Origin of the sequence: Acidisphaera sp. L21, from assembly GCF_009765685.1 — a bacterium.
Lineage (GTDB): Bacteria > Pseudomonadota > Alphaproteobacteria > Acetobacterales > Acetobacteraceae > LMUY01.
Genome location: NZ_LMUY01000010.1, coordinates 99,286 through 123,701, shown reverse-complemented (window position 1 = coordinate 123,701; position 24,416 = coordinate 99,286). Strand labels below are relative to the sequence as shown.

Genomic DNA, 24,416 nt, shown 5'->3' with positions numbered 1-24,416 from the left:
TAGGTCGCGCCGCCGATGACGAGCGGGTAGAGCGGCTTCAACCCCTGGGTCCAGCATAGATAGGTGCCTCCGAAAAAGCCGACCGCCCAGCCTGCGAGTAGCGCGGTGCCGGAGAACCACCGGGTGAACAGACCGAACACCACGGCCGGGAAGGTCTGCAGGATCCACAACCCACCCAGTAGCTGCAAATTCAGTGCGACGGTGTTGTCCAAAAGCAACACGAACGCCAGCGCCCCGAGCTTCACCACCATCGACACCGCCTTTGCCACCGCGGCCTCGCCCGCTGGGCTGACGGATGGGTTTACATACGCCTTCCAAAAATTACGGGTGAACAGATTGGCGGCGCCGATCGACATCACGGCCGCCGGCACCAGCGCGCCCACCGCGATGGCGGCAAAGGCGAACCCGGCAAACCAGCCGGGGAACAGCGCCTTGAACAGCGCCGGAACCGTGTCGTTCGGCGTGGCAGGTTTCACGCCGGCGGCGTAGGCCATGTAGCCCATCAAGGCGATCAGCCCCAGCAGCAGCGTATAAAGCGGGAGCAGCACCGCGTTCTTGCGAATCGTCTCGCCGGATTTGGAGGCGAAGATGCCCGTCAGCGTGTGCGGATACATGAACGCCGCCATGGCCGAGCCAAGCGCGAGGGTGGCATACGGCAAGTATTGCGCCGGGGCGAGGATCAGCCCGCCGGAGCCCTTTGCCTTGAAGCCCGCCGCAGCGGCGTCGAACACGGCGCCATAGCCGCCCAGGCGCAGCGGGATGTAGGCCACCGCCACCAGCACCACGATGTAGATCATGATGTCCTTGACGAAGGCAATCAGCGCCGGGGCACGCAGGCCGGCGGAGTAAGTGTAGAAGGCCAGCACCAGGAAGGCGACGATCAGCGGGATCTCACCGTTCAGGCCCAATGCCTTGATGACGACCTCCATCCCGATCAACTGCAGCGCGATGTAGGGCATGGTGGCCAGAACACCGGTGACGGCGACGGCCAGCTCCAACTTGCGGGAGCCGAATCGGGCGAGCACCACGTCCGCTGCGGTCACGTGCCCCCCCTTGGCAGCGACGGCCCAAAGTTTCGGCATGATCGCGAAGACGATCGGATAAACGATGATTGTGTATGGGAGCGCGAAAAACCCATATGCACCAACGGCATAAACCAAAGCCGGCACAGCGATGACGGTGTAGGCAGTATAAAAATCGCCGCCAACCAAGAACCAGGTGATCCATGTGCCGAATTGGCGTCCGCCCAGACCCCATTCGTCGATATGCGCGAGCGTCTTCGGCTTGCGCCATTTGGCCGCGACGAAGCCCATGACGGAGACGAGCAGGAAGAAGAAGATGAAAACGGCGAAGGCCGACCAATCGATATCCGGGCTGATCATGCGTCGTCGCTCCGCTTACCGCTGCGCCAAACGATGAACGTTATCAACGAGCTAATCGGAACCCAGGCCAACTGATACCAGTAGAAGAAGGGGAACCCGAGCCACGATGGCTCCGCCTGGTTGTAGAATGGAATCCACAACAGCCCTATGAAGGGTAGCAGAAGCAAGAAGGCCACCGGCGAGAACTCCCTTGACACCCGCTGGTTCCGGCGGGTTGAACATTAAAACTACGTCATCCTCACGCGCCGCCGCAAGACCGCCTTGAATACGTTTGAAACCGCTGCATCAATTCCCTGCCGATCGTTTCGCTCTCAACACTCCCCCTCGGCTCAAAGCTTTGGTATGGACGCCCCTACCCGCCACATTCGTGGACAAGACCAAGCGGGCAGCCGCCCGCCGCGCACCTGAAAGACCGCCCCGAATGCATGCTAGACACACTGCCGCTTTGCTCTTCCTGCCGTTGCTGAGCCTGACGGCCTGTATGAATCAGCCGTCAGCTGTGGCGGGTGCCCGGAACGTCACCTATTCGACCGATCTGTCCGGCAAGGCCACGACCTGCACCGTCCCGGCCGTTGCGCTGGCGGATGGCAAGGACACGGCCACCACGATGACCACCAGCGGCAATGGCTGGTGCGGCATCCCAGTGCGCCAGAACGATCAACCCTATGGCGCCGGCCTCTTGGTGCAGGCGCCGCGCAACGGTTCGGTCTACGTCCACCTGGTAGGCGACGACACGCGGGTCGACTACATCGCTCGCCCCGGCACCACTGGCCCCGACGCCTTCGCCGTGAAGTTCATCCCGGGTGACGCGATGATGCACGTGGCCGTCATCAATACCGCCCCGCCCCCCGCCGTCGCAGCGCCTGCCGCGGCGCCGACGAAGGCCCCCACCCGCGCCACCACGACCCGCACCACCACCACGCGTTCGAGGACATCGAAGTGAGCACACGCAGCATGATTGCCCTGAAGGCCGGTCGCGCCCTTGTGGCCACCGCCGTTCTGGTTGGGATGACGGCCGCCGCCCAAGCACGCTGCGCGTCCCCGTCCGACCAGGAAGCGTTCGACGTCGGCGCGCTCAAGAGCGAGCTGAGCGTGCTCGCCGTCGCCTGCAGCAACGAAGAAGATTACAACCACTTCGTAGAGCGTGACCGCAGCGAACTGGTTCGGTCCGATGGCGTGGTGAATGCCTGGTTCAAGAAGACCTATGGCCGAGCCGCGCAGCCCCGCTACGACAGCTACATCACGTTACTGGCCAACGAGCAGGGACTGAAGGGCCAGCATGAGGGCAGCGATTTCTGCCCGCGCCAGAAGCCGATCTTTGCCGAGGCAGCAATCGTCCCAGTGCCGCAACTGGCACAGTTCGCCGCGGTGAAGGACCTGCTGCCCAAGGACATGGCCTGCGTGATCGAAACTGGCGCCGAGGGCTCCGGCCGCTCCACCCCGGCCCGGCGCGAGAGCCACCCGACCGCGACCCACAAGAAGAAGTAACCAGCCGCCCCTCTCCCGCCAGGAGGGGGGCGACCGTCTAATTCGTCTTGCTGGTTTTTCGGAGCGAACGGCCGAACATCGCGCCGTGTTCCGCGAATCCGGTTTCGCGGCAGAACGCCGCCGCGGCATCCCGGCCCGGCGGCACCACCAGTTCGATGCCATCGCAGCCGCCCACTCGGGCAGCTTGGGATGCGGCCTTCAGCAGCAATCGGCCGATGCCGTGCCGCCGCTCCCCCGCATCCACGACCAGCACGCCAATTCGTGCTGCCGGTCGCGCCTGGTGCAGGCTGGGCGCCCACTCTAGCGCCACCACCCCGCTCAACCCGCCATATCCGGTTGCCACCAGGGTCGTTGATTCCGGCCGGGTGCGAGTCGCCTCCAACCGGTCCGTCACCTCGCGCGCCGTTATCACCACGCCTGCACTCACCAGCAGGCGGGCGATCTCGGCTGCATCGGCAGGCTGCGCCGCGCGGATTTCGACCCCGTAGCGGAGACCAGAACTCACGCGGCTGCCGACCTACTCCGAAGGGGCAAGCGAGCAGCCCTCTTCGGCCAGCGGCTTCCAGGCCTGCTCCGCCGGGGTCGTCGCAACCAACTTCTGCAGGTCCCACTTGCCCTTGCTCTCGGCCGTGCTCTTCACCTGGTAGAGGAAGGACGGCAGCAGGCAGAGGCCGTCCTTACGGATACGATTCTTGCCGAAGGCTTCGTCGTCGGTCGGCATCGCCTTCATATGGGCGCAGATCGCGGCCCCATCGCGTGCCTTGTCGACGCCCATTGCGGTCACCGACTTCAGGTAATGCAGCGCGCTGGCGTAACAACCGGCCTGGATCATGTTCGGCGGCTGCTTGGCGGGCATCAGCCCCTGGACCGACTTGGTCAGCTTGCGCGTGCCCTCGCTGGCGTCCCAGTAGAAAGTGGCGCTGACGTAGAGGCCGGCGCCGATGTCGGTGCCGATCGCCTCGACATCGGTGATCTCCATCAGCAGGGCCGCAATCTTCATGGTCTTCAGCATCCCGAATTCATGCGCCTGCTTCACGCAGTTCGACGTGTCGGTGCCGGCATTGCCCAAGCCGATGACGTTGGCGCCGGAGGACTGCGCCGCCAGCAACTGGGACGAGAAATCCGTCGTCGCGGGGAATGGATAGCGCTGTTCGCCTAGCACGGTGCTGCCGGCTTCCTTGGCAAAGCGGATGCCGTCGCGAGACAGCTGCTGGCCGAACACGTAGTCGGCGGTGATGAAATACCACTTATTGCCGCCCAGCTTGCTCACCTGCGTCGCAGTCGACTTGGCCAGCATGTAGGTGTCGTAAGCCCAATGCAGCGTCACCGGGGTGCATTGCTCCCCCGTCAGGTCGCCGGTGCCACCGCCATTGTTGATGTAGAGCTTGTTCTTTTCCTTGGCGATCGTGTTCACCGCCAGCGCCACGGAGGAGGTCGGGACGTCCATGATCACGTCGACACCGTCGCGATCGAACCACTGCCGGGCAATGGCGGCGCCGACATCCGGCTTGTTCTGGTGGTCGGCGGCGATCACCTGCACGTCGAACGCGCTGCTGTTGAACTGCTTCAGCGCCTGCTGCACGCACACGACGGAGCCCTGGCCGGTGGCATCCCGATACGGACCGGACATGTCGTTCATCACGCCGATCTTGATCACGGGGCGGCCCTGCGCGCGGCCGATCCGGGGCAGTACTGCTGCCGCGGTGCCGGCGGCGGTTGTCGTGAACAGAGTCCGGCGAGTGAGCATCGTTATGTCCTTGACTGTTTCCAACGGCACTCCGGCCGCCTTCTTCGTGTATCAAACCGCCGGCCGCATCTCGCAAGCCCGAAACGTCCTGACACGGGACAGGATTGCGCCTATTTAGCAGGCATGACCGACACTCCGCTCTCGCGCATCCGCAATTTCTCGATCATCGCGCATATCGACCATGGCAAATCCACGCTCGCCGACCGGCTGATCCAGGTCTGCGGCGGGCTGACCGCGCGCGAGATGACCTCCCAGGTTCTCGACAACATGGAGCTGGAGAAGGAGCGCGGGATTACCATCAAGGCCCAGACCGTGCGCCTGGCCTACAAGGCCCATGACGGGCTGACCTATCAGTTGAACCTGATGGACACGCCGGGCCATGTGGACTTCGCCTACGAGGTGAGCCGCTCGCTGGCCGCCTGTGAGGGCAGCCTGTTGGTGGTGGACGCATCCCAGGGCGTGGAGGCGCAGACCCTGGCCAACGTCTACCAGGCGATGGACGCGAACCACGAGATCGTGCCCGTGCTGAACAAGATCGACCTGCCGGCGGCCGAGCCCGACAAGGTGAAGCAGCAGATCGAGGACGTGATCGGGCTGGACGCGTCCGACGCGGTGATGATCAGCGCCAAGACCGGCATCAACATCGAGGGCGTGCTGGAGGCGCTGGTCACCCGCCTGCCCCCGCCCACCGGCGACGCCAACAAGCCGCTGACCGCCCTGCTGGTGGATAGCTGGTATGACCAATATTTGGGCGTCGTGATCCTGGTGCGCGTGCGCGACGGGCGGCTGAAGCGGGGCATGAAGATCCGCATGATGTCGAACGGCGCCGCCCACCTGGTGGAGCAATGCGGCGTCTTCACCCCGAAGATGATCCCGACCGACGACCTCGGGCCGGGCGAGATGGGCTACATCACCGCCGCGATCAAGACGGTGGCCGACTGCAACGTCGGCGATACCATCACCGATGACCGCAACCCGGCGGAGGTGGCGCTGCCGGGCTTCAAACCCTCCATCCCCGTGGTGTGGTGCGGCCTGTTCCCTGTGGACGCCGACGATTTCGAAAAATTGCGCGAGAGCCTGGGCAAGCTGCGACTGAACGACGCCAGCTTCCATTACGAGGCGGAGACGTCCGCCGCGCTCGGCTTCGGCTATCGTTGCGGCTTTCTGGGCCTGTTGCATCTGGAAATCATTCAGGAGCGCCTGTCGCGCGAGTTCGACCTGGACCTTATCGCGACCGCGCCGTCGGTCGTGTACCACATCTTCAAGAACGACGGATCGATGGAGCCTCTGCACAACCCGGCCGACATGCCCGACCCGACCTATATCGACCATATGGAGGAGCCCTGGATCAAGGCGACCATCATGGTCCCGGACGAGTATCTCGGCTCCGTTTTGACCCTCTGTAACGAGCGCCGGGGCCAGCAATCGGATCTGACCTATGTCGGCAACCGCGCCATGGCCGTCTACCGCCTGCCGTTGAACGAGGTGGTGTTCGACTTTTACGACCGGCTGAAATCGATCAGCCGCGGCTACGCCAGCTTCGACTACGCGATGGAGGATTATAAGGAGAGCGACCTGGTCCGCATCTCCATCCTGGTCAACCAGGACCCGGTGGACGCGCTGAGCTTCATCGCCCACCGCAGCGCCGCCGACAGCCGCGGCCGGGCGATCTGCGCCAAGCTGAAGGAGTTGATCCCCCGCCAATTGTTCAAGATCGCGATCCAGGCGGCGATCGGCGGCCGGGTGATTGCGCGCGAGACGATCGGTGCCATGAGCAAGGACGTGACCGCCAAGTGCTACGGCGGCGACATCAGCCGCAAGCGCAAGCTGCTGGAGAAGCAGAAGGAGGGCAAGAAGCGGATGCGCCAGTTCGGCAAGGTCGAAATCCCGCAGAGTGCCTTCTTGGCCGCCCTGAAGATGGACGCATAGACGCAGGGCTGATTTGGCGGCGCGCCGGATAGACGCACTGCCACGACATTGCTATGACACCGCGGCGCTGGACAGGTGGCCGAGTGGCTGAAGGCGCACGCTTGGAAAGCGTGTTTGCGTTAACGCGTAACGTGGGTTCGAATCCCACCCTGTCCGCCATCCCATTCCAGCCGACCAAAAGCAGCGCCTTGGCGTCTAGCCATTCTGGGTTCGCTTAGCTACCCTCCGGCGCATGCCCCGCTCCCCTGCTGCCGACCTGGCCCCGCTCATCAAACTCCTGCAAGCGGGCGCCACGCCCACCCGCGCGACCACGGAACTGTCTCGCGTCCTGGCGATCTGGACGGCCGACCTCAAAGACGACGGCGAGCAGTTGCAGGAGCGGCTGTCCGGCTTGGCCGAACAGATGGCGACGGGGATCGAGGAAATGCACGAGGGCATCGCCGCGGCCAGTGACAAAGGCAAACCCACGCTGCGGCGCATATTGGCGACGCATGAGGCAGTGCTGGACGAAGTGCGGATGGCGCAAAGAGCCGCTTAGTTAATCCTCCGCCCGACCAGAGCGGCCGGCCGCTGCACTCAACCACGAGCGGACCTCCGAATCGAAACCGAGTCGCTGCCTGAAGGCCCGCCTTCTTCATGGCCAGACGGGTCCGCCATCCAGCCCCTCGGTTTCTGGCAGGCCGCAGATCAGGTTAGCGTTCTGCACCGCCTGACCAGCCGCTCCCTTGCCCAAATTGTCGACCACGCCCATCGCGATGACCAGGTTGCGCTCTGGATCGGCTGCATAACTAACAAATGCCAGGTTCGAGCCGGTAGCCCATTTGGTCTGCGGCGGCTTGTCGGTGACGCGCACGAACGCCCGCCCGGCGTAGAAGCGCCGGGCCGCGTTCAGGCACTCAACCGTGGTGGCGCGACCGCGGCAGTAGATGGTGACGAGCACGCCGCGGGTCATCGGCACCAAATGGGGCGTGAACACCAACCCGGCCGCGCTGCCGCCGCTCAGCCGCTCGATCGTCTCGGCAATCTCGGGCATGTGGACGTGCTTGAGCAGACCGTAAGGCACCAAGTTCTCGTTGCTCTCGGCGTAGCCGAACCTGCTGTCGCCGCCGCCCCGCCCGGCGCCGGAGATGCCCGTCTTGGCGTCGATGATGATGTTGCCGGGCTCGATCAGCCTGTTGGCCAACAGCGGCGCCAGCGCCGTCAGCGTTGCCGCGGGGAAGCAACCGGGGTTGGCAACACGGGTCTGGCCCTCGATCTGGCCCGGCCAGACGTCGGCCAGGCCGTAAGCCCATCCTTCTGCGTAGCGGTGGTCGCCGCCGATATCGACGATCTTCACGTCCTTGGGGATCCGCGTCAGCGCTTCGGCCGAGGCGCCGGTCGGCAGCGAGGCGAATAACACGTCCAGCTTCGGCAGGGTCGCAGGGTCCCACTTCTCGATCACCAGTTCGGCCAGCTTGGCCGGCACGCCGGGGAAGCGATCCACCAGACGGCTGCCGGCGCTGCCCTCGCCTGCCGCGTAGATGAGTTCGAACGAAGGGTGGCTCGCGATCAGGCGCATTGCCTCACCGCCGCCAAAACCGCTGATCCCGACAATGCCGGCGCGAATACTCATGGTGCTGTCCTTCTAGTGGTCGGGCAAAATAAAACCCCCGAAGCCGAGGGCTGCGGAGGTTCGGGAATGCGGGCCGGGTCGTTTCGGCGGGTGGGACCTACGATGAGGCAGTCACCATCCGAAAGGACGCTGATCGACGCGCAGCGCAAACAGCCGCCGCTTGGGAACAGCTGCGTCGGCGTCGATCACACAGGGCCTGGTTGCTGAGCATGTCCGGCGACACTGTTGCGACCGACTGCCATCGTCAAGCAGATTGTCGGTACGGGCCGCAAGCGGCGAGAATTGCAGCCTACGTGGCGGGTTCAGTTGGTCGCCTTTGGACCTGGCGCTGGCGCTCCCGAAACCGGGCTTTGTCGGCAGCACTCGTCTCCCCGTGGCAGTGGCCACAAGACACGCCGGCTTCGTAGAGAGGGTGTGTCACATCACCCGTCGACAGCGGGTAGCCGCAGCAGAAGCACATCGAATAGTGGCCGGTCGCCAAACCGTGCCCAACTGCCATCCGTTTGTCGAAGACGTAACAATCTCCCTGCCATCGGCTTTCGGATTCAGGCATCTCCTCCAAATACCTGAGGATGCCGCCCTGCAGGTGATAGACTTCATCGAAGCCTTCGGCACGCATGAAGGCGGAGGCTTTCTCGCACCGGATACCGCCCGTGCAATACATCGCGATCTTTCTATTCTTGGCCGGGTCAAGTTTGGAACGGACGTAGGCGGCGAACTCTGTAAAGTTCTCGATTTGCGGATCGCTGGCGCCCGTGAACCTTCCAATGGCGGTTTCGTAAAGATTGCGCGTGTCCAGCACGGTGACCTCGGGATCGTCCAGAAGCAGGTTCCACTCCTTTGGCGCCACGTATGTGCCAGGTAGACGTGCAGGATTTGCGGTCGGTTGGTTGAAGGTGATGATCTCACGCTTCAGGCGTACTTTCAGCCGATTGAACGGCTTCACCTCCGCCGCGGAAAACTTGACCTCCTGGCGCAGCAAACCAGTCTGTTCGTGCAAGAACGACAACATCATCTCGATGGCGTCCGGGCTTCCCGCGATCGTACCATTGATGCCTTCCGGGGCAATCAGCAATGTCCCGCAAAGGCCAAGCGGCGCGAGCGCCTGCTTGAATGCCCGGTGAGACGCAGCGGCATCGCTCAATGGTGTAAAGCGGTAAAACGCCGTGATCGTATATGGCATAGCCTATCTATACGCCGCGGGACTCACTGCTACAAAATTGGCTCACCGACTGACGTCGCGTGCCGATAATCTCGTCGACCTGATTTGACACGAGCGCCCATCGCCGTCCTAAACACGCCCGCACCCGGCGGTTACAGAACCTGCTGCAATCGGCTGCCAACCGAGGATGGCCGATGAAACCAGTTCCCAGCCGTGTCTTCCCATTGATCGAGACATGGCAGGTCAAGTGCCCCTCCCTGCGATCGTGGTTGCCCGAATTGGCGGTTCTTTCAGACGACACGGTCGCCACGCTCGACATACCTCAACACGCCGATCGAGGCCGGGTCAAAATGCTCGCTGTGTCGGGCTTGGACACCGTGTTCTGCCTCGAGGCGGACCCGCATGTGGATGATGCCCACGACCGGTGGTTCGTTCTTTTCGCGCTGCGGGCTTCGGGTCAGGTCCTCCATGCCCGCGACATTTGGCCAGAGGATTTCCGGAGTTGGCGGCGCGAAGGCCACGATCCAGAGGCGTCGGCCACTTTGGAACTGGGCGATATGGCGATCGTCGACGGTCACCGGATCCATTGGCTGTCGGCAAAAGCGTCTCTGCCGGTAGAGGCGGAATGGTCTGCCGGCGCGGCGGGAACGGCGTTTGGGTCTGCCATCCAAAGCCATTGGTTCGCAGCGGCCTGCTACGACACCGTGGAGCGTCCAAGCCGCGCTGCCGCGGAGTCCATGATCTTGGAGCGGATTGCGCACGCTTGATGACCGGACGCGATAGACCGCTCAGGGTCGGTAGCGGCTCCTTCCACGTATCTTATCGCCACTGGCCGGTTGTTCGGTCGCTTTCGGTGGCCGCTTGCCACCCCGGTGGCTGCGGCCGATCGCCTGCTGCTGCAGCACGGCCTCGATGAACCCGTCCAACCGCTTTCGCTCCGTGCCGGCGAACTCGGTGTCGGCGTAGCTGTCGGGGAAGTGCTGCGACAGCCAGCGCCAGGCGACCAGGCGCTTGGCGACCTTCTCCGCCCGTTCCAGCGCCGCCTGGTCGGCCCGGTGCGGTGCCGGCAGGTGGCCGGCCGTGGGCACGCGAACGCTCTCGCCAGCCGCGTGCTCCAGCCCCCAGCGCAGTAGGCGGTCGATCCCGGCATCGCGCACGTCGATCGGGCAGAGCGCGTAGGTCCAGCGGTCGAGCAACGGCAGTTCGGCGCCATCCATGACGGCCGCGATCTCCATCTGGGTTTCCAAATCGGCCAGCCGGTAGTTGGGGTCATTGGGCCGCAGTACGGCGCCCCGGATGCGGCGCAGCGTTTCCAACAGGCTGTTGGTCCCGAGTTCCTCGGCCACCGCCGCCACGATCCGCCGGTCCGGCGACACCTGCGGCCGCAGGTCGGTGGGCGGTGCGGGCTCGGTGCCCATCAGGGAGCGGAGCCGGGCCGGGTCGCCACCGCCGGCGAGCACGGCGACGACACCCTCCTCGTGCTGTCCGTAGCGCCCGGCGCGACCGCCGATCTGGCGCACCTCGGCCGGGGTTAACGAGCGCTCCTGCCGGCCGTCCCATTTCACCAGGGTCGAGAACACGACCCGGCGGATCGGCAGGTTCAACCCCATGCCGATCGCGTCCGTGGCGACCAGGGTTGGCGCCTCGCCGTCGCGGAAGCGCCGGCTCTCGGCGCGCCGCACTTCGGGGCCGAGCGCACCGTAGATCACCGCGACCGTGCGCCCATGCGCCACGAGTTGCTCGCGCAGCGCGAAGATCTCCCGGCGCGAGAACGCGACCAGGGCATCCGCATCAGTCACCGAGGCCAGTCCGACCGGCTCCGAGGCGACCCGTAAGGGGCTCTTGCGTTCCAGCCGGATGACCTCCATCGGCTCGTCGCAAAGTTCGGCGATGCGGCGCACCAGCGGCAGGCAGTCCGGTGCCCCGAGCACGATCACCTCGTGAGCAGGGATGCCCATGATCGCCGCAGTCCAGGCGGCGCCGCGGTCGGGGTCGCCCAGCATCTGCGCCTCGTCGATCACGGCCACATCCACGGTCCGGCTGGTATGCGCCATCTCCACGGTGCAGGCGACGTGCTTGGCGCCGGGAAATACCTGGCGCTCCTCCCCTGTCATGAGGCTGGCCAGCACCCCGCGCGCCGCCAGCGCGTCCTGAAACTCCAGCGCCAGCAGGCGCAGCGGCACCAGGGCCGCCCCACTTTCCGCCGCGGCCAGCCGATCCAGCGCGTAGTGCGATTTGCCGGAATTGGTTGGGCCGATCACCACGGTGATGCGCCGGTCGAGCGCACGCGCCTCGGCGAAATGCGCGGCGTAGCGGTCGAGCCCGGCGCGGCGGGCAATCACCCCGTTCGAGATGCGGGACCGCCGGGGCTCGGCATTCCGCGTGGTCCAGCTCGCCACCTTGGACAGCAGGGGGGTGATCTGGTCGGGATGGAACTCCAAATCCTCGACCATCCTGCCGCCGCGGTGCACCGCAGTGCTGCGCGCGACCGGGATCAAGCCCTCCGCAATCCACCGTTCGATCAGCTTGCGGGGCGCACCGAGCAGGCCGGGGAGCGCCTCGGGGCCGACCAGTTCGCCCTCCCATTCACTGAGGCGCCGCTCCTCGGCCTGCTGGATCTCACGGGCTCGCTCCCGCGCCAGCCGGGCCGCACCGCGGCGGCTGCGTTCGGTCGCGACCAGCCGCTGGCGGAGCGCCTTGGCGGCAGCGGGATCAAGCCCGGTTGCCGTCGCAACCAGGTTCGCGATCTCCTGGATTGCCGGAATGCCTGGCGGGTGGCCGGTCAGCGCCTCGACCGCCTCGGCTGCCGCGGCGAAGGTCGCATCGACGTCGCCGCGATTGCTTGCGGCCAAGCGCACGGCGATGGTGGCGCGCAGCGTGTCGAGTGCGGTTTCATCGCTGACTGGCCCGGTGGCAAGCAGCGCCTCCGCCGCCGCTTCGGCGTCGGCCGGCGTGGCGGGCACGTCGCCGCTCACCCGGGCAAGGCCGAGCAGACGCTGAACGAGGGGCTGCAATCGGGGGGCTTCACTCATGCCGCGACATATGCCCGCAGCGCGGCGAACAGGACAGGCCTGGTCGGGGGGCAAGGCCCCGCCCTGCGAGGACGATCCCAGTGCGAATGACTGAAACAGCCGGCCCAAATGCAGGCGTGCCGCTTCACGCCCTCCCCGACCGCCCTGCCTTCCGGCATGCTCGGCCACATGCCCCCGATCGACCGCCTCCGCCCTATCTGTCTTGCCCTGCCCGATGCGACGGAGCGGGAGACGTGGGAGGCGCCGAACTTTCGGGTGCGGGAGAAGATTTTCGCCATGGTCAGCCATCGCGACGGCCGTCCCGCCGTGTGGTTGAAGGCGCCGCCAGGGAGCCAGCGGATCCTCGTCACCACCGACCCGGCGCGTTTCTTTGCACCGCCTTATCTTGGGCCGAAGGGTTGGGTTGCGATGTGGCTCGATCAGAAACCAGACTGGGCGGAGGTCGAAAGCCTGGTCCGACGCAGCTACCGGCTGGTCGCGCCAAAGCGGCTGGCTGCGCGGATCGATGCGCCGGGCTAGGTGCCCTTCAGCAACGGTAGAACCTCCGTCCCGAACCGCTCGATCGCGGTCATCACCCGAGGCTGCGGGAACGGCGTAAACCCCATATAGAGGCTCATATGCGTCGGGTGCAGCAGGGCGATGTCGCGCGCCAGGATGTCGGCCACTTTGCTGGCCGGGCCGATCGGGGAATGCTCCAGCAGCCAGTCCAGCGTCGGTTCCGTCTCGAAAGGGACGGAGCGCAGCCAGGCGCCCTCGCGCGGGGGGATTTCGTCGCGCAGGCTCAGTGCGGTGCGGGCCATCCGCAGCACGCCCTGGGCGGCGATACGGGCCTCGGCCGGGTCGTCGGTGATGAAGATGTAACGCTGCAGGCCCAGCGGGGCGCGGCCCTGCCAGCCGCCCTCGGCAAAGCTTTCGTCCACCAGGGCGCGGGCGCGGGACATCGCTTCCGGTAGCTTGAACCCTTGGCTCACCAATGGGGTCGTTCCCTTCCGCGCAGCGCGGCGCAGCAGGTGGGCGTCGCCGCCAGCAAGATAGGTCGGCGGCATGCCAGCGACCTGCTTCAGCCCGACGATGGGGGTGGACGGGATGCTGAAATAGGTTCCGGTATGGGCCACTTTACCCTGCGTCAGCCCCTGCTCGACGATATCCCAGCCTTCTTCCAGGATCGCCACACGCTCGTGGATCGGCACGCCGTAGGTGCGGAATTCGTGCGGCTGGTGGCCAGTGCCTAGCCCCAGCACGACCCGGCCACCGCTGAGCGCGTCGAGCATCCCGACCTCCTGCACCACCCGCAGCGGATGGTGCAGCGGCAGCACCACCACCGCCGGCCCCAGCCGGATGCGCTTTGTCACGCTGGCGCAGGCTGCCGCCATCATCAGCGGGGAGGCGCAGACGGAGTGGCTGGAGAAATGGTGCTCGGCGAACCAGGCGACGTCGAAGCCTAGATCATCGGCCAGGCGAACCTGGTCCACCGCGTTGGTCAGGATCGCCGCCGGCACGTCGTCCGCGCTGTGCTGCGACATCAGGTTGAATAGCGCGAACTCCATGCGACCCGGCTCTCCTGCGAGTATCTGCTTCATCCGTGAGTAACCCGTCACGCGGCGCACCGCCACCGGGCATGAAATATGCTTCTGTTGTTCGGGCAGCCGGAGCGGGGAATCATGCAGGGTTCGTACGACGTCGTCATCATCGGCGGCGGGGTCATTGGCAGTTCGGTCGCCTATCATCTGTCTGCCAACCCGGATTTTCGCGGCAGCATCGCGGTGGTCGAGCGGGATCCGACCTACACCACTGCCTCCTCCTCGCTATCCACCAGCTCCATCCGGCAGCAATTCGGCACACAGCCGAACATCCGCATGTCCGCCTACAGCATCGAGTTCCTGCGCAACGCGGCGACCATCCTGGAGGTAGACGACCACAGCGCCGACATCTCGTTACGGGAGCCGGGCTACCTGATCCTCGGCACGCCCGAGCACATTGCCGGTTTTGAGGCGAAGAACGCCGCGCAGCGCGCCTGCGGGATCGAGACGGAGTTGCTCACCCCGAACGAGATGCGTCGCCGCCACCCTTGGTTGAACGTGGATGATCTAGGCATTGGCTCGTATGGACCGGTAAAGGAGGGCTGGTTCGACGGTCCCGGTCTTCTGCAGGCATTTCGGCGCAAGGCACGCGCGCAGGGGGTCGACTACATCGCCGATCGCGTGACCGGCATCGACATGGAGTTCGGCCGTGCGGTTGCGGTGCGGTTGGGGCATGGTGATCGGCTTGCCTGCGGCACCGTGGTCAACGCCGCTGGTGCGTGGAGCAAAGGCATCGCAGAGATGGCCGGATTGGACCTGCCAGTGGAGCCGCGGCGGCGCTGCGTGTTCGTGTTCGACAGCCCGCTTAAAATCCCGCACGGCCCTTTCATCTTCGACACCAGCGGCATGGCCATGCGGCCGGAGGGTCAATACTACCTCGCCACCGTCACGCCCCTGACGGAAAACGCGGCAGATGATTTCAGCCTGGAGGTCGATCATGCCCTGTTCGACGACCTGATCTGGCCTGCCCTCGCCCACCGCATCCCCGGGTTCGAGCAATTGCGCCTGCTACGGAGTTGGGCCGGGCTGTACGAATACAATCTGTTCGACCATAGCGGCATTATTGGCCGCCACCCGGCCGTCGCGAACTTCATCTTCGCCTGCGGCTTCAGCGGTCATGGCATGATGCACTCGCCGGCCGCCGGGGCCGGTGCCAGCGAGATCATCCTGTATGGCGAATCACGCTCCATCGACCTGCGGCCCTTCGCGTACGAGCGGATCGCGGCCAATCTGGCAATCGAAGAACATGTCTACTAACACCAAAGGTGAGACCGATATGATTGGACAACGACGCAACCCGAGCGCGCCCCTCGCCGACCCCGCGCTGATTGCGGAGTTCAAGACGGCGCAAACCGCCATCATCAGCGACAATCTATCCCGCCTGCCCGGCTCCCCCGGGCTACGGCCGTTCCACAAGGGCGGCGTCATGGTCGGCACGGCGCTGACCGTGCGCACCCGCGGCGGCGACAACCTGGCGATCCACGAGGCCCTGGCCCTGGTGCGACCCGGCGACGTGGTCGTGGTGGATGGCGGCGGCGACGTCAGCCGTGCGCTGATCGGGGAGATCATGATGACGATCGCCATCCATCGGGGCGCCGCCGGGATGGTGATCGATGGTGCCATCCGTGACGTCGGTGCCATCGCGGCGGGTGACTTCCCGGTCTACGCCCGCGCCGCGATCCACCTTGGCCCCTACAAGAACGGCCCCGGCGAGATCAACGTGCCCGTCACCATCGGCGGCATGGTGGTGGAGCCCGGCGACATCATCGTCGGCGACGAGGACGGCATCGTCGCCTTCCCGCAAAGCGACGCGGCGGAATTGCTGATCGCCGTGCGCAAGCAGGAGGCGAAGGAGGCGGATACGCTGCAAAGCATTCGTGAGGGCCGCTACACCGGCGGCTATGGCAAGCAATAGGAAACTCCCCATGACCACATCCAGGCGCGACTTCCTGCGCACCGCCGCAGCCGCGGTTCCACTTGCCATCGCGCCCTCCGCCATTGGGTGGGACCTGGCGCAGGCCCAAGCTCCCGGCGGCGTGTTGCGCGTCGGCATGACGGCGGCTGCCGTACCGCTGCCCAATGGCTGCCCCGACCAGGGTGCCGAGGGCCAGCGCTTCATGGGCATCACGCTGTATGACCAATTGGTCGCCTGGGATCTGTCGCATTCCGACCAGGCATCCGGCCTCATCCCGTGTCTGGCCACCAAATGGTCGGCCGACCCAGCAAACCTGAAACGCTGGAGCTTCACCCTGCGCGAGGGTGTGAAGTTCCATGACGGCAAGACGCTGACGCCGGAGGACGTCGTGTTCTCCTTCGACCGCGCCTTCCGCAAGGACGCCGCCTGGTTCGACCCGCGCGCCGCCGCCCAGGTGGGGCTGCGCATTCCGACGCTGGTGAATTGGGGCACCGATGGCGATCACGGGTTCTGGATGGAAACCAGCATCGTCGACAGCACCATTCCATTCGGCGTCACCTGGGTCGGCATCACGCACAAGGCCGCGTGGGAGGCTGCGGGGAAGGACTGGAACGCGTTCCTGGACAAGGCCGTCGGCACCGGGCCGTGGAAGCTGGATAGTTTCAAGCTACGTGAGCGGGCCGTGCTCAGCCGCTTCGATGGCTATTGGAATAAGGACCGGGTGCCGAAATGCGCCCAGCTCGTCCTGGTGCCGGCGCCGGAATCCAACACGCGCGTCGCCGCTATCCGCTCCGGCCAGGTGGATTTTATCGAGGCGCCGCCGCCCGATGCGATCGACAGCCTGAAGGCGGCCAAGATGCAGATCTACACCAACCCGTATCCGCATAACTGGACCTGGCATTTCTCCATGCTGGAGAGTTCACCGTGGCGCGATATCCGCGTGCGTAAGGCCGCAAACCTTGGCATCGACCGCGCCGGGCTGAAGGAGTTGCTGGGCGGCCTGATGCTGGAGGGCACGGGCCTGGTGCCGACGGGCAATCCGTGGCTCGGCAATCCGTCGTTCAAACTGACATACGACGTGGATGCCGCGAAGAAGCTGATGGCGGAGGCCGGGTTCAGCCCCGCCAAGCCGCTTCGGACGAAGGTGGGGATTTCGACGTCTGGTTCCGGCCAGATGCAGCCGCTGTCGATGAACGAATTCCTGCAGCAGAACCTGAAGGAAATCGGCATCGAGATCGATTTCGAGGTGCTGGACTGGAATTCGCTGATCGACGTTTGGCACGCCGGGGCGAAGTCACCTACGGCGCGCGGGGTGACGGCGATCAATTTCTCCTACGCTGCGTTCGACCCGTACAACGCGTTCATCCGGCTGCTGAAGTCCAGCCTGGTGGCGCCGACCGGGGTGAATTGGGGGTATTTCAGCGACCCGTGGTTCGATGCACGGTTCGAGGAAGTGTATCAAACCTTCGACCCGGCGAAGCAAGACGCGCTGCTGCGGACCATCCACGAACGCATCGTCGACCAGGCGCTGTTCCTGTTCGCGGCGCATGATTTGAATCCGCGGGCACTGGCGCCGAAGGTGAAGGGCTTCGTGCAGGCGCAATCCTGGTTCCAGGACCTGACGCCCATCTCGGTGGGCTAGTCGTAGGGTGGGCCGGTTGCGGCCCACCCTACGACAGTTACATCCCCGGCGGCACGCCAGCAGGGCCGTCCCAGCCGGTGTGTTTCTCGATCGTGCGGCCGATGCGGAAGACTGTTGCCTCGTCGAAGGGGCGTCCTACGATCTGCAGCGACACGGGCAGACCTCCCGCGCCCTTGCCCGTCGGCACGCTCATCGCCGGGTGGCCGGTGACGTTGAACGGGATGGTCTGCATCGGCGCGATTGCGTTCTTCGCCGGGTCGGGAATGGCGTCGAAGGCGGGCGCCACCGCCAGGGCAGATGCCGTCAGCAACGCGTCGTATTGGCCCAGTGCCCCATTCACGGCATCCGTCAGTTCGCGACGCACGCGGAATGCCTGCACCAGATCGGCGGAAGTGATGGTGGCGCCGAGCAGGAAGCGCTGCTGGGTGAATTCACCATAGTCACCCATACGTGTTTGCATATCCTTCTCGTGGATCGCGTACGCCTCTGCCGACAGGATGATGCGGCCGCAGGCGGCGAACAGCGCGTAGTCCGGCAGCACGATGTCTTCGACCACCGCACCCGCCGCCCGTAGCGCGTCACACGTCGCGTCGAAGGCGGCCAGCATGTCCGGCGTGGTTGCCAGTGCCGTGGCGAAGAACGCACGCGGGACGCCGAACCGCATCCCGGCGACACCGCCCTCCAGCCCCGACAGGTAATCGTCCACGGGTTCGTTCGCACTCGCCGGATCGAGCTTGTCGTAGCCGGCGATGACCTGCAGCGTAATCGCCGCGTCCTCCACGCTGCGCGTCAGCGGCCCGGTATGGTCCAGCGTGTATGACAGCGGGAACACCCCGCGGCGGCTGACCCGGCCATAGGTCGCCTTCATTCCCACCGTGCCGCAATACGCCGCCGGACCACGGATCGAGCCGCCCGTGTCCGACCCCATCGCCATGCGCACCAAACCGGCCGCCACCGCGGCGCCAGATCCGGAGGACGAACCGCCGGTGATATGCGCCGAATTCCACGGATTGCGCGCGGGCGGGAATGGCAGGTCGAAGGACGGCCCGCCGATCGCAAACTCATGCGTCGCCAGCTTGCCGATCATCACGCCGCCGCCCGCCGTCAGCTTCTCCGCCACCACGCAATCCGCGGCGGGGATGTTGTCGATCAGCAGTTTCGAATGACAGGTCGTGCGGATGTTGGCGGTGTCGTAGATATCCTTCAGCGCGTAGGGCACGCCTTGCATCGGCCCCAAATCCTTGCCCGCGGCAAAAGCGGCATCAGCGGCCTTGGCTTCGGCCATCGCGCGCTCCGGTGTCACCAGCACGAAGCTGTGCAGCGCAGCGTCCTTCGCGGCCACGGCATCCAGCGCCGCCTGGGTCAGCGCCACGGCGGTGGTTTCCTTCGCCCGCAGCTTGCGGCCGAGGACGGCGATCGACTCGCTCATCTCAGGCGGCTCCCAGCTTGGTGAGGCGAAACACGTTGGACGGCTCGGCGGCGGCGGTGCGGGGGCCGCGCAGCAGATCGACCTGCTCGCGCAATTCGGCATAGGCCGGCAGCACCTGCGCCCGGCGCTCGGCTGACACAGTGAGCCCGGCGCGGGTCATGAACATGTCGAACTCAGCCGCCAAGGCTTCGGGGGCGTAGGGCATGCGGGCTCTCCGTTGTGCAACTGCAAAACCCTAGGACGACGACCCCGGCTTGCCCACCCCACACGCCGCTCCTGCACCAATGCCGTGCAAGTTCCTATATAGAGGGGCGTGACCGACCCCCTCGCCCTCTACATCCACTGGCCGTTCTGCCTGGCCAAATGCCCGTATTGCGACTTCAACAGCCATGTTCGCGATCGCATTCCGCAGGCCCGCTTCGCTGCGGCCTTGCGAACGGAGTTGGCGTGGGAGGCCGCCCGGCTGGGGCGCCGCCCGCTCGGTTCCATCTTCTTCGGCGGTGGCACGCCCAGCCTGATGGAGCCGGAGACCGCCGCACTTCTCATCGCCGACGCACAACGCCTGTTCGACGCGGCGCCGGGCCTGGAGATCACGCTGGAGGCCAATCCCACCAGTGTGGAGGCTGGCCGCCTTGCCGCCTTCCGCGACGCCGGCATCAATCGCGCGTCTTTGGGGGTCCAGAGCCTGGAGGACGAATCGCTCCGCATGCTGGGCCGCCAGCATTCCGCCGCGCAGGCGGTGGCCGGGCTGGAACTGGCGCGACGAACTTTCCCCCGCCTGTCCTTCGACCTCATCTACGCCCGGCCGCATCAATCCCTCACCGCTTGGCAGGCGGAGTTACACCGCGCGCTGGATTTGGCGGCGGACCATTTGTCGCTCTACCAACTCACGATCGAGCCCGGCACTGCGTTCGAAGCGTTACACCGCCGGGGCGAATTGGTATTGCCCGGCGAGGATGACGCCGCAGCGCTGTACGAGGCCACCGCCGCGGCTGCGCAGGCGCACGGGTTACGACAGTATGAAATCTCCAACTACGCCGCGCCGGGTGCGGAGAGCCGGCACAACCTCGCCTATTGGCGCTATGGCGATTACGTCGGCATCGGCCCGGGCGCGCATGGCCGGGTGACATTGGGCCACGACCTGGTCGCCACCCGCCGCCATCGCGCGCCAGAGCCATGGGCTGACCGCGTCGAGCGCGACGGCCACGGCAGCACCGCCGAGGAGATCGTGAGCCAACCCGATCGCGCCCGCGAAATGCTGCTGATGGGCTTGCGTCTGCACGAGGGCGTGGACGCTGCCCGATTTGCCCGCCGGACCGGCATGGCCCTGCTAGACGCGCTAGACCCGGAAGTCCTGGCGATGGCGCAGGACGAAGGTTACGTCGTCCACACGCCCGAGAGGCTGATCGCTACCGCCGAGGGCAGGGTCCGGCTGGATGCGCTGCTGCCGGCCCTGCTACGCTAGACGACCCCGAACGTGACGAGGGCCGCCAGCGCCGCCGCGGCAACCCCTAGCCCGGCACCCAGCAACAGCACGCTGGCAAGCCCGGTCACCACCGAGACGCTGGCGAGCACGATGGCGATCTGCAGGCCGCTGGTCACGATCTCGAACCACTCGTAGCGATGCAGCGCGTGGTCGCGCTGGGCGGTTTCCGCCGCCGCGCGGGCCTGGATCTGCTTGGCGCCATTGCCGCGGTCGCTGTCTTCGATCAGGCGCTTGGCCTCCGCATCCGCCGCCGTGGCGATCTTCTGCGATTCAGGCGTCGGCGATGGCAGCGCGTTCAGGATCGTCGCCGTCTGGTTCAGCACCAGGGAGCGATTCTGGCGCGCCTGGTAGAACGCATACTCGTTGCTGGCGCCGATATGGTGGGCAAGGTAGCTGTTCTGCGAACTCCGCTCCGCCATCTCGCAGATCGCCAGGGTCGCAGCCAAAACGCCGATGATCAGCGCCGCCCGCTTGCCGTGCGAATCCTCCGGGTGGTGCTTCAGATGCTCGTGACGCTCCAGCGTCTCTTGGGCGATGTCACTCATACCGGCCCCGTAGCATCATCCCCGGCTTAATTCGAGGGCACGGGCATAGACCACCCGCCGCGGCAAACCGGTGGACCCCGCGACCAGGGCGGCGGCGTCCTTCACGCTGCTACTGGCCAGGGCGGCCAGCAATTGCGCATCCAGATTCTCCGCGTCTTGCGACTCGGGCGGCGGCGGTCCGACCAGGACGGTGATCTCCCCCCGCGCTGGCTCCTGCGCGTAATAGGTCGCCAGGTCGGCGAGCGGGGCGCGGCGCACTTCCTCGAACCGTTTGGTCAATTCGCGTGCCACGGCCGCCGGGCGATTGCCGAACACGCTGTGCAGGTCGGCCAGCATCTCCGCCAGGCGATGCGGCGCCTCATGCCACAGCAGCGTGGCGTCTAGTCCCGCCCGCTCGGCCGCGCGCAACTGGCTGAACGCGGCGATGCGGGCGGCGGAGCGCGGCGGCGGAAAGCCGATGAACATGAAGGGCTGCGGCGGCAATCCGCTCAGCACCAGCGCCATCACCGCGGCATTCGGCCCCGGCACCGCGCCCACCGCCAGCCCGGCGCCGATCGCCGCGCGCACCAGGCGAAACCCTGGGTCACTCACCACAGGGGTGCCTGCGTCCGACACCAGCACGATTCGCTTGCCGGCGCGCACCGCCTCCAGAATGCCGGGGATACGCGAATCCTCGTTATGCTCGTGCAGCGGGGCGGTTGCGACGCTGATGCCGTAGGCGGATAGCAGCCGCGCCGTCACCCGCGTGTCTTCGCACAACACGGTATTGGCTGACCGTAGTGCCTCCAATGCGCGTTGGCTCACATCCCCGAGGTTGCCGATCGGCGTGGAAACCAGCACAAGGCTCCCACTTGCCGGGCTGGGCGGCTGCTCGTCTAGGTCGGTCGATTCGAGGGTCATCGGAGTCCAGATTGTGACGATGCGCGCATTCCCAGTTTCCGCTCTCTCTCTCGTATGTGCCGCCGCGTTGGCCGGGTGCGTCCCGCCGCCGAACGGCGCGCCACCGGTGACGGGAGTGGCCGCGCCGCCCGCGCCGGTCAACACCAAGATCGCGGTGCTGGTGCCGCTGACCGGGCCGACGGCGAATTTGGGCCGGGACCTGCTGCGCGCCGTGCAACTTGCGCTCGGCCCCGACGGTCCGCAACCGGACGTGCACGACACGCTCGGCACTCCCACCGGCGCGACGATGGCGGCGCAGGCTGCGGTCGCCGCCGGGGATGGCATCATCGTCGGCCCGCTGACCGCGCAGGAGACCGCGGCGGTCGCCTCGGTCGCCAATGGCGTGCCGGTGCTGGCATTCACGTCAGACCGGCAGCAGGGGCGTCCCGGCGTGTGGGCGCTGGGGATTACGCCACAGCAGCAGGTGGAGCGGCTGATGAGGTCCCTGTCGCAGGCGGGTAAGACCCGTGTCGCCGCCGTGCTGCCCGACAACATCTTCGGCAACGCCCTGGTCGACGGGTTGACCCGAGGTGCCCAGGCCGTGGGCGACCCGCCACCCACGATCAAGCGCTACCCGGACGGCCAGGCGGCGCGGCTGGATGCGGCGTTGCGCGACGTGTCCGATTTCAGCAACCGCCATCCGCCCGCGCCGGATCCGTCCACCCAGATCGACCCGACTGCCCCGGCCGACCCGGCGCTGCAATTGCCAATGCCACCCGCCCCGTTCGACGCGCTGATGTTGGCCGAGGCCGGGGCGGCGCTGGGCAAGGCTGCGTCGTCGCTATCGACCTACGGGATCACCGCACCCGACGTGCAGGTGATCGGCCCGGCCACCTGGGCCCGCGACGCCGCCAATCTGGGTGCGTTGACCGGCGCGTGGTATGCCGCGCCCGACCCGTCCTACCGCACCAATTTCCAGCAGGCCTACACGGCCAAGTATGGCGCGGCGCCGCCGGGCCTGGTGGACATCGCGTATGACGCCGCCCAACTGGCCCGCGTCGCCGCCGGTAATCTGACGACCATCACGCAAACCGCCGGGTTCCGCGGCGTGGATGGCCTGTTCGCGCTGCGGCCGGATGGCCAGGTCACCCGCGGGCTAGCGGTGTTCGCAGTTGGCCCGGGCGGGGCACGCATCGTTGACCCGGCCCCCGCCAGCATTTCCGGCGGCAGCTAAACGGTCACGGGGACGAGGCACGGGCGCGAGGCACGGGCATGACCATGCTGGCGATCGCCGCCATCCTGGCCACGCCCTCGCTGGTCGGACTGGTGGCGCTGGTGAGCGAGGGGGCATTGGGCATCGTCCCCGCCATCGCCGCTGGCAGTCTGAATGCGGCAGCCGCACTCGGCTTCGCTGCCTGGCGCGCGCGGGAGCATTGGGAGATTGGTCAAGAGGTGCGCAGTGCGGCCGATGGGCTGGTTGGCAAACCAGGCCAGCGCGCCCGGCTGAAGGGCGATATCGACCGCGTGGTGGATCTGTATGCCCGTCGGTCGGAGGCGCTGTTGCAAACCCTGCGCACCGAAGAATCCCTGATCGAGAACCTGCCCGACCCGCTGATCGTCTTGGGCACCGAGCGCAACGTCACCCGCGCCAACGCCGCTGCCCGCGCTGCTTTTGGGGGGGAGATGGCTGCGGTGCTGCGCCATCCGGGCCTGCGCAACGCCATCGACCGCGCCACGGCGACCAGCGCCTCGCAGGAAGCGGATCTGTTCCTGCCGGTCCCGGTGGAGCGGGAGTTACACGTCACTGTGTTCCACCTGGCTGGCGGCCAGTTCGCTGCCGTGCTGTCCGACCGCACGCGGGAACGGGCGCTGGAGCGCACCCGGGCCGATTTCGTCGCCAATGCCAGCCACGAATTGCGCACCCCGCTGGCCAGCCTGATCGGCTTCGTCGATACGCTGCGTGGCCCGGCGAAGGACGACCCGCCCGCCCAAGCGCGCTTCCTGGAGATTATGGCCGACCAAGGCGGTCGCATGAGCCGCTTGATCGACGATCTGCTGAGCCTGTCGCGCATCGAACTGACGGAGCACAACGCCCCCACCGAAGCCGTTGATCTGAACGAGCTGCTTCGCTTCACCGCCGCCTCGTTCGAGCCGAAGGTTGTGCGCCGGGGCGTGCAACTGGCGCTGGACCTGCCGGAGGATCTGCCCTTGGTGGCCGGCGACGACGACCAGTTGGGCCAAGTGTTCCAGAACCTGATGGACAACGCGATCAAGTACGGACGCGAGGGCGGCAGCGTTCGCGTGGTCGCGGCCCCAACGGCCCCCGGCGGACGCTGGCCGTCCCGGCCCGGCGTCACCGTCGCGATAACGGATGATGGCGCTGGCATCGCGCGCGAACACCTGCCCCGCCTGACAGAGCGGTTTTATCGCGTTGATAAGGGTCGGTCGCGTGCGGTGGGCGGCACTGGGCTGGGGCTGGCGATCGTGAAGCATATCGTCAACCGACACCGCGGCCAGTTGGCGATCGACAGCCAGGAAGGCGCCGGATCGACCTTCACAGTCTGGTTGCCCGCCACTTCCTAAACGAC

General features: G+C 66.3%; 24 protein-coding genes and 1 tRNA gene. 12 read left to right on the top strand and 13 right to left on the bottom strand.

Annotated elements, in window-relative coordinates:
• Positions 1-1,382 (bottom strand): monocarboxylate uptake permease MctP (mctP, locus tag GSQ76_RS02890; RefSeq protein ID WP_272482673.1); only part of this gene is annotated, 1,382 nt, incomplete at its 3' end.
• A complete protein-coding gene (locus GSQ76_RS02885; protein WP_158742403.1) occupies positions 1,379-1,558 on the bottom strand; it encodes a DUF3311 domain-containing protein in 180 nt (59 codons plus the stop codon). The genes GSQ76_RS02885 and mctP, both read right to left, overlap by 4 nt.
• 305 nt (positions 1,559-1,863) lie before the next feature.
• Between GSQ76_RS02885 and GSQ76_RS02880 the strand changes: the two genes are divergently transcribed.
• Positions 1,864-2,325, top strand: coding sequence for a hypothetical protein (locus GSQ76_RS02880; RefSeq protein ID WP_158742402.1), 462 nt, complete (start codon positions 1,864-1,866; stop codon positions 2,323-2,325).
• The gene (locus GSQ76_RS02875) at positions 2,322-2,870 is read left to right on the top strand and encodes a hypothetical protein (RefSeq protein WP_158742401.1); all 549 of its coding nucleotides are present in this window, start codon (positions 2,322-2,324) and stop codon (positions 2,868-2,870) included. The genes GSQ76_RS02880 and GSQ76_RS02875 overlap by 4 nt, the downstream gene beginning before the upstream one ends.
• A gap of 37 nt (positions 2,871-2,907) precedes the next feature.
• Here GSQ76_RS02875 and GSQ76_RS02870 read toward each other — a convergent pair whose 3' ends face one another.
• Positions 2,908-3,375, bottom strand: coding sequence for a GNAT family N-acetyltransferase (locus tag GSQ76_RS02870; RefSeq protein WP_158742400.1), 468 nt, complete (start codon positions 3,373-3,375; stop codon positions 2,908-2,910).
• A 12-nt stretch (positions 3,376-3,387) separates the two neighbouring features.
• Entirely contained in the window at positions 3,388-4,617 is a 1,230-nt protein-coding gene (locus GSQ76_RS02865) for an ABC transporter substrate-binding protein (protein ID WP_158742399.1), read from the bottom strand.
• Between the two features lie 123 nt (positions 4,618-4,740).
• Here GSQ76_RS02865 and lepA point away from each other — a divergent pair, with 123 nt between their 5' ends.
• The 3 genes from lepA (at position 4,741) to GSQ76_RS02850 (ending at position 7,084) form a co-directional block, all read left to right on the top strand.
• Positions 4,741-6,546 carry a translation elongation factor 4 gene (gene lepA, locus GSQ76_RS02860; protein WP_158742398.1) on the top strand — a complete coding sequence of 602 codons (1,806 nt, stop codon included), beginning with the start codon at positions 4,741-4,743 and terminating at the stop codon, positions 6,544-6,546.
• Between the two features lie 69 nt (positions 6,547-6,615).
• A tRNA-Ser gene (locus GSQ76_RS02855) sits at positions 6,616-6,705 on the top strand.
• A 73-nt stretch (positions 6,706-6,778) separates the two neighbouring features.
• Positions 6,779-7,084, top strand: coding sequence for a hypothetical protein (locus GSQ76_RS02850; RefSeq protein WP_158742397.1), 306 nt, complete (start codon positions 6,779-6,781; stop codon positions 7,082-7,084).
• A gap of 96 nt (positions 7,085-7,180) precedes the next feature.
• On the opposite strand, the gene argC is transcribed toward GSQ76_RS02850, so the two are convergent.
• The 4 genes from argC to GSQ76_RS02830 all read right to left on the bottom strand — a co-directional run bounded on the left by argC (position 7,181) and on the right by GSQ76_RS02830 (position 12,352).
• Positions 7,181-8,158 carry an N-acetyl-gamma-glutamyl-phosphate reductase gene (gene argC / locus GSQ76_RS02845; RefSeq protein ID WP_158742396.1) on the bottom strand — a complete coding sequence of 326 codons (978 nt, stop codon included), beginning with the start codon at positions 8,156-8,158 and terminating at the stop codon, positions 7,181-7,183.
• Between the two features lie 289 nt (positions 8,159-8,447).
• A complete protein-coding gene (locus GSQ76_RS02840; protein ID WP_158742395.1) occupies positions 8,448-9,341 on the bottom strand; it encodes a rhodanese-related sulfurtransferase in 894 nt (297 codons plus the stop codon).
• 269 nt (positions 9,342-9,610) lie between these two features.
• Complete coding sequence (locus tag GSQ76_RS02835) at positions 9,611-9,907, bottom strand: hypothetical protein (protein ID WP_158742394.1); 297 nt, start codon at positions 9,905-9,907, stop codon at positions 9,611-9,613.
• A 201-nt stretch (positions 9,908-10,108) separates the two neighbouring features.
• Positions 10,109-12,352, bottom strand: coding sequence for a helicase-related protein (locus GSQ76_RS02830; protein WP_158742393.1), 2,244 nt, complete (start codon positions 12,350-12,352; stop codon positions 10,109-10,111).
• Between the two features lie 108 nt (positions 12,353-12,460).
• On the opposite strand from GSQ76_RS02830, the gene GSQ76_RS02825 reads away from it, so the two are divergent.
• Positions 12,461-12,871, top strand: a complete 411-nt coding sequence (locus tag GSQ76_RS02825; RefSeq protein ID WP_254070207.1) for an MmcQ/YjbR family DNA-binding protein — start codon at positions 12,461-12,463, stop codon at positions 12,869-12,871.
• Here GSQ76_RS02825 and GSQ76_RS02820 read toward each other — a convergent pair.
• On the bottom strand, positions 12,868-13,899 hold the full coding sequence (locus GSQ76_RS02820) for an LLM class flavin-dependent oxidoreductase (RefSeq protein WP_158742392.1): 1,032 nt from the start codon (positions 13,897-13,899) through the stop codon (positions 12,868-12,870). The genes GSQ76_RS02825 and GSQ76_RS02820 overlap by 4 nt on opposite strands.
• A gap of 78 nt (positions 13,900-13,977) precedes the next feature.
• Here GSQ76_RS02820 and GSQ76_RS02815 point away from each other — a divergent pair, with 78 nt between their 5' ends.
• The 3 genes from GSQ76_RS02815 to GSQ76_RS02805 are packed head-to-tail and all read left to right on the top strand — an operon-like array spanning position 13,978 to position 17,489.
• Positions 13,978-15,189, top strand: coding sequence for an FAD-binding oxidoreductase (locus GSQ76_RS02815; protein WP_254070206.1), 1,212 nt, complete (start codon positions 13,978-13,980; stop codon positions 15,187-15,189).
• Between the two features lie 19 nt (positions 15,190-15,208).
• On the top strand, positions 15,209-15,847 hold the full coding sequence (locus tag GSQ76_RS02810; protein ID WP_158742391.1) for an RraA family protein: 639 nt from the start codon (positions 15,209-15,211) through the stop codon (positions 15,845-15,847).
• 10 nt (positions 15,848-15,857) lie between these two features.
• Positions 15,858-17,489 (top strand): ABC transporter substrate-binding protein, encoded by a 1,632-nt coding sequence (locus GSQ76_RS02805; protein WP_216850860.1) that lies wholly within the window; start codon positions 15,858-15,860, stop codon positions 17,487-17,489.
• Positions 17,490-17,526: 37 nt separating this feature from the next.
• Here GSQ76_RS02805 and GSQ76_RS02800 read toward each other — a convergent pair whose 3' ends face one another.
• Together GSQ76_RS02800 and GSQ76_RS02795 are read right to left on the bottom strand one after the other, a co-directional pair.
• On the bottom strand, positions 17,527-18,918 hold the full coding sequence (locus GSQ76_RS02800; protein ID WP_158742389.1) for an amidase: 1,392 nt from the start codon (positions 18,916-18,918) through the stop codon (positions 17,527-17,529).
• 1 nt (position 18,919) lies between these two features.
• Positions 18,920-19,123 (bottom strand): hypothetical protein, encoded by a 204-nt coding sequence (locus GSQ76_RS02795; protein WP_158742388.1) that lies wholly within the window; start codon positions 19,121-19,123, stop codon positions 18,920-18,922.
• Positions 19,124-19,231: 108 nt separating this feature from the next.
• On the opposite strand from GSQ76_RS02795, the gene hemW reads away from it, so the two are divergent.
• On the top strand, positions 19,232-20,383 hold the full coding sequence (gene hemW / locus GSQ76_RS02790) for a radical SAM family heme chaperone HemW (protein WP_158742387.1): 1,152 nt from the start codon (positions 19,232-19,234) through the stop codon (positions 20,381-20,383).
• Here the strand turns inward: hemW and GSQ76_RS02785 are convergent.
• Positions 20,380-20,949, bottom strand: a complete 570-nt coding sequence (locus GSQ76_RS02785) for a DUF4337 family protein (RefSeq protein WP_158742386.1) — start codon at positions 20,947-20,949, stop codon at positions 20,380-20,382. The two genes, hemW and GSQ76_RS02785, sit on opposite strands and share 4 nt — an antisense overlap.
• Positions 20,950-20,964: 15 nt before the next feature.
• Positions 20,965-21,849: a 16S rRNA (cytidine(1402)-2'-O)-methyltransferase gene (gene rsmI / locus GSQ76_RS02780; RefSeq protein ID WP_158742385.1), complete on the bottom strand. Its 885-nt coding sequence runs from the start codon at positions 21,847-21,849 to the stop codon at positions 20,965-20,967.
• Between the two features lie 19 nt (positions 21,850-21,868).
• Between rsmI and GSQ76_RS02775 the strand changes: the two genes are divergently transcribed.
• Positions 21,869-23,062, top strand: a complete 1,194-nt coding sequence (locus GSQ76_RS02775; protein WP_254070211.1) for a penicillin-binding protein activator — start codon at positions 21,869-21,871, stop codon at positions 23,060-23,062.
• Positions 23,063-23,100: 38 nt separating this feature from the next.
• The gene (locus tag GSQ76_RS02770; protein WP_158742383.1) at positions 23,101-24,411 is read left to right on the top strand and encodes an ATP-binding protein; all 1,311 of its coding nucleotides are present in this window, start codon (positions 23,101-23,103) and stop codon (positions 24,409-24,411) included.
• Positions 24,412-24,416: the final 5 nt, after the last annotated feature.

Bases quoted from the DNA above. Each gene is read 5' to 3' on its own strand.
- GSQ76_RS02880 (WP_158742402.1), top strand. From the start codon at position 1,864: ATGAATCAGCCGTCAGCTGTGGCGGGTGCCCGGAACGTCACCTATTCG.
- GSQ76_RS02865 (WP_158742399.1), bottom strand. From the start codon at position 4,617: ATGCTCACTCGCCGGACTCTGTTCACGACAACCGCCGCCGGCACCGCG.
- lepA (WP_158742398.1), top strand. From the start codon at position 4,741: ATGACCGACACTCCGCTCTCGCGCATCCGCAATTTCTCGATCATCGCG.
- GSQ76_RS02850 (WP_158742397.1), top strand. From the start codon at position 6,779: ATGCCCCGCTCCCCTGCTGCCGACCTGGCCCCGCTCATCAAACTCCTG.
- argC (WP_158742396.1), bottom strand. From the start codon at position 8,158: ATGAGTATTCGCGCCGGCATTGTCGGGATCAGCGGTTTTGGCGGCGGT.
- GSQ76_RS02840 (WP_158742395.1), bottom strand. From the start codon at position 9,341: ATGCCATATACGATCACGGCGTTTTACCGCTTTACACCATTGAGCGAT.
- GSQ76_RS02835 (WP_158742394.1), bottom strand. From the start codon at position 9,907: ATGGATCCGGTGACCGTCGACGATCGCCATATCGCCCAGTTCCAAAGT.
- GSQ76_RS02830 (WP_158742393.1), bottom strand. From the start codon at position 12,352: ATGAGTGAAGCCCCCCGATTGCAGCCCCTCGTTCAGCGTCTGCTCGGC.
- GSQ76_RS02825 (WP_254070207.1), top strand. From the start codon at position 12,461: ATGCAGGCGTGCCGCTTCACGCCCTCCCCGACCGCCCTGCCTTCCGGC.
- GSQ76_RS02820 (WP_158742392.1), bottom strand. From the start codon at position 13,899: ATGGAGTTCGCGCTATTCAACCTGATGTCGCAGCACAGCGCGGACGAC.
- GSQ76_RS02815 (WP_254070206.1), top strand. From the start codon at position 13,978: ATGCTTCTGTTGTTCGGGCAGCCGGAGCGGGGAATCATGCAGGGTTCG.
- GSQ76_RS02810 (WP_158742391.1), top strand. From the start codon at position 15,209: ATGATTGGACAACGACGCAACCCGAGCGCGCCCCTCGCCGACCCCGCG.
- GSQ76_RS02805 (WP_216850860.1), top strand. From the start codon at position 15,858: ATGACCACATCCAGGCGCGACTTCCTGCGCACCGCCGCAGCCGCGGTT.
- GSQ76_RS02800 (WP_158742389.1), bottom strand. From the start codon at position 18,918: ATGAGCGAGTCGATCGCCGTCCTCGGCCGCAAGCTGCGGGCGAAGGAA.
- GSQ76_RS02795 (WP_158742388.1), bottom strand. From the start codon at position 19,123: ATGCCCTACGCCCCCGAAGCCTTGGCGGCTGAGTTCGACATGTTCATG.
- GSQ76_RS02785 (WP_158742386.1), bottom strand. From the start codon at position 20,949: ATGAGTGACATCGCCCAAGAGACGCTGGAGCGTCACGAGCATCTGAAG.
- rsmI (WP_158742385.1), bottom strand. From the start codon at position 21,849: ATGACCCTCGAATCGACCGACCTAGACGAGCAGCCGCCCAGCCCGGCA.
- GSQ76_RS02775 (WP_254070211.1), top strand. From the start codon at position 21,869: ATGCGCGCATTCCCAGTTTCCGCTCTCTCTCTCGTATGTGCCGCCGCG.
- GSQ76_RS02770 (WP_158742383.1), top strand. From the start codon at position 23,101: ATGACCATGCTGGCGATCGCCGCCATCCTGGCCACGCCCTCGCTGGTC.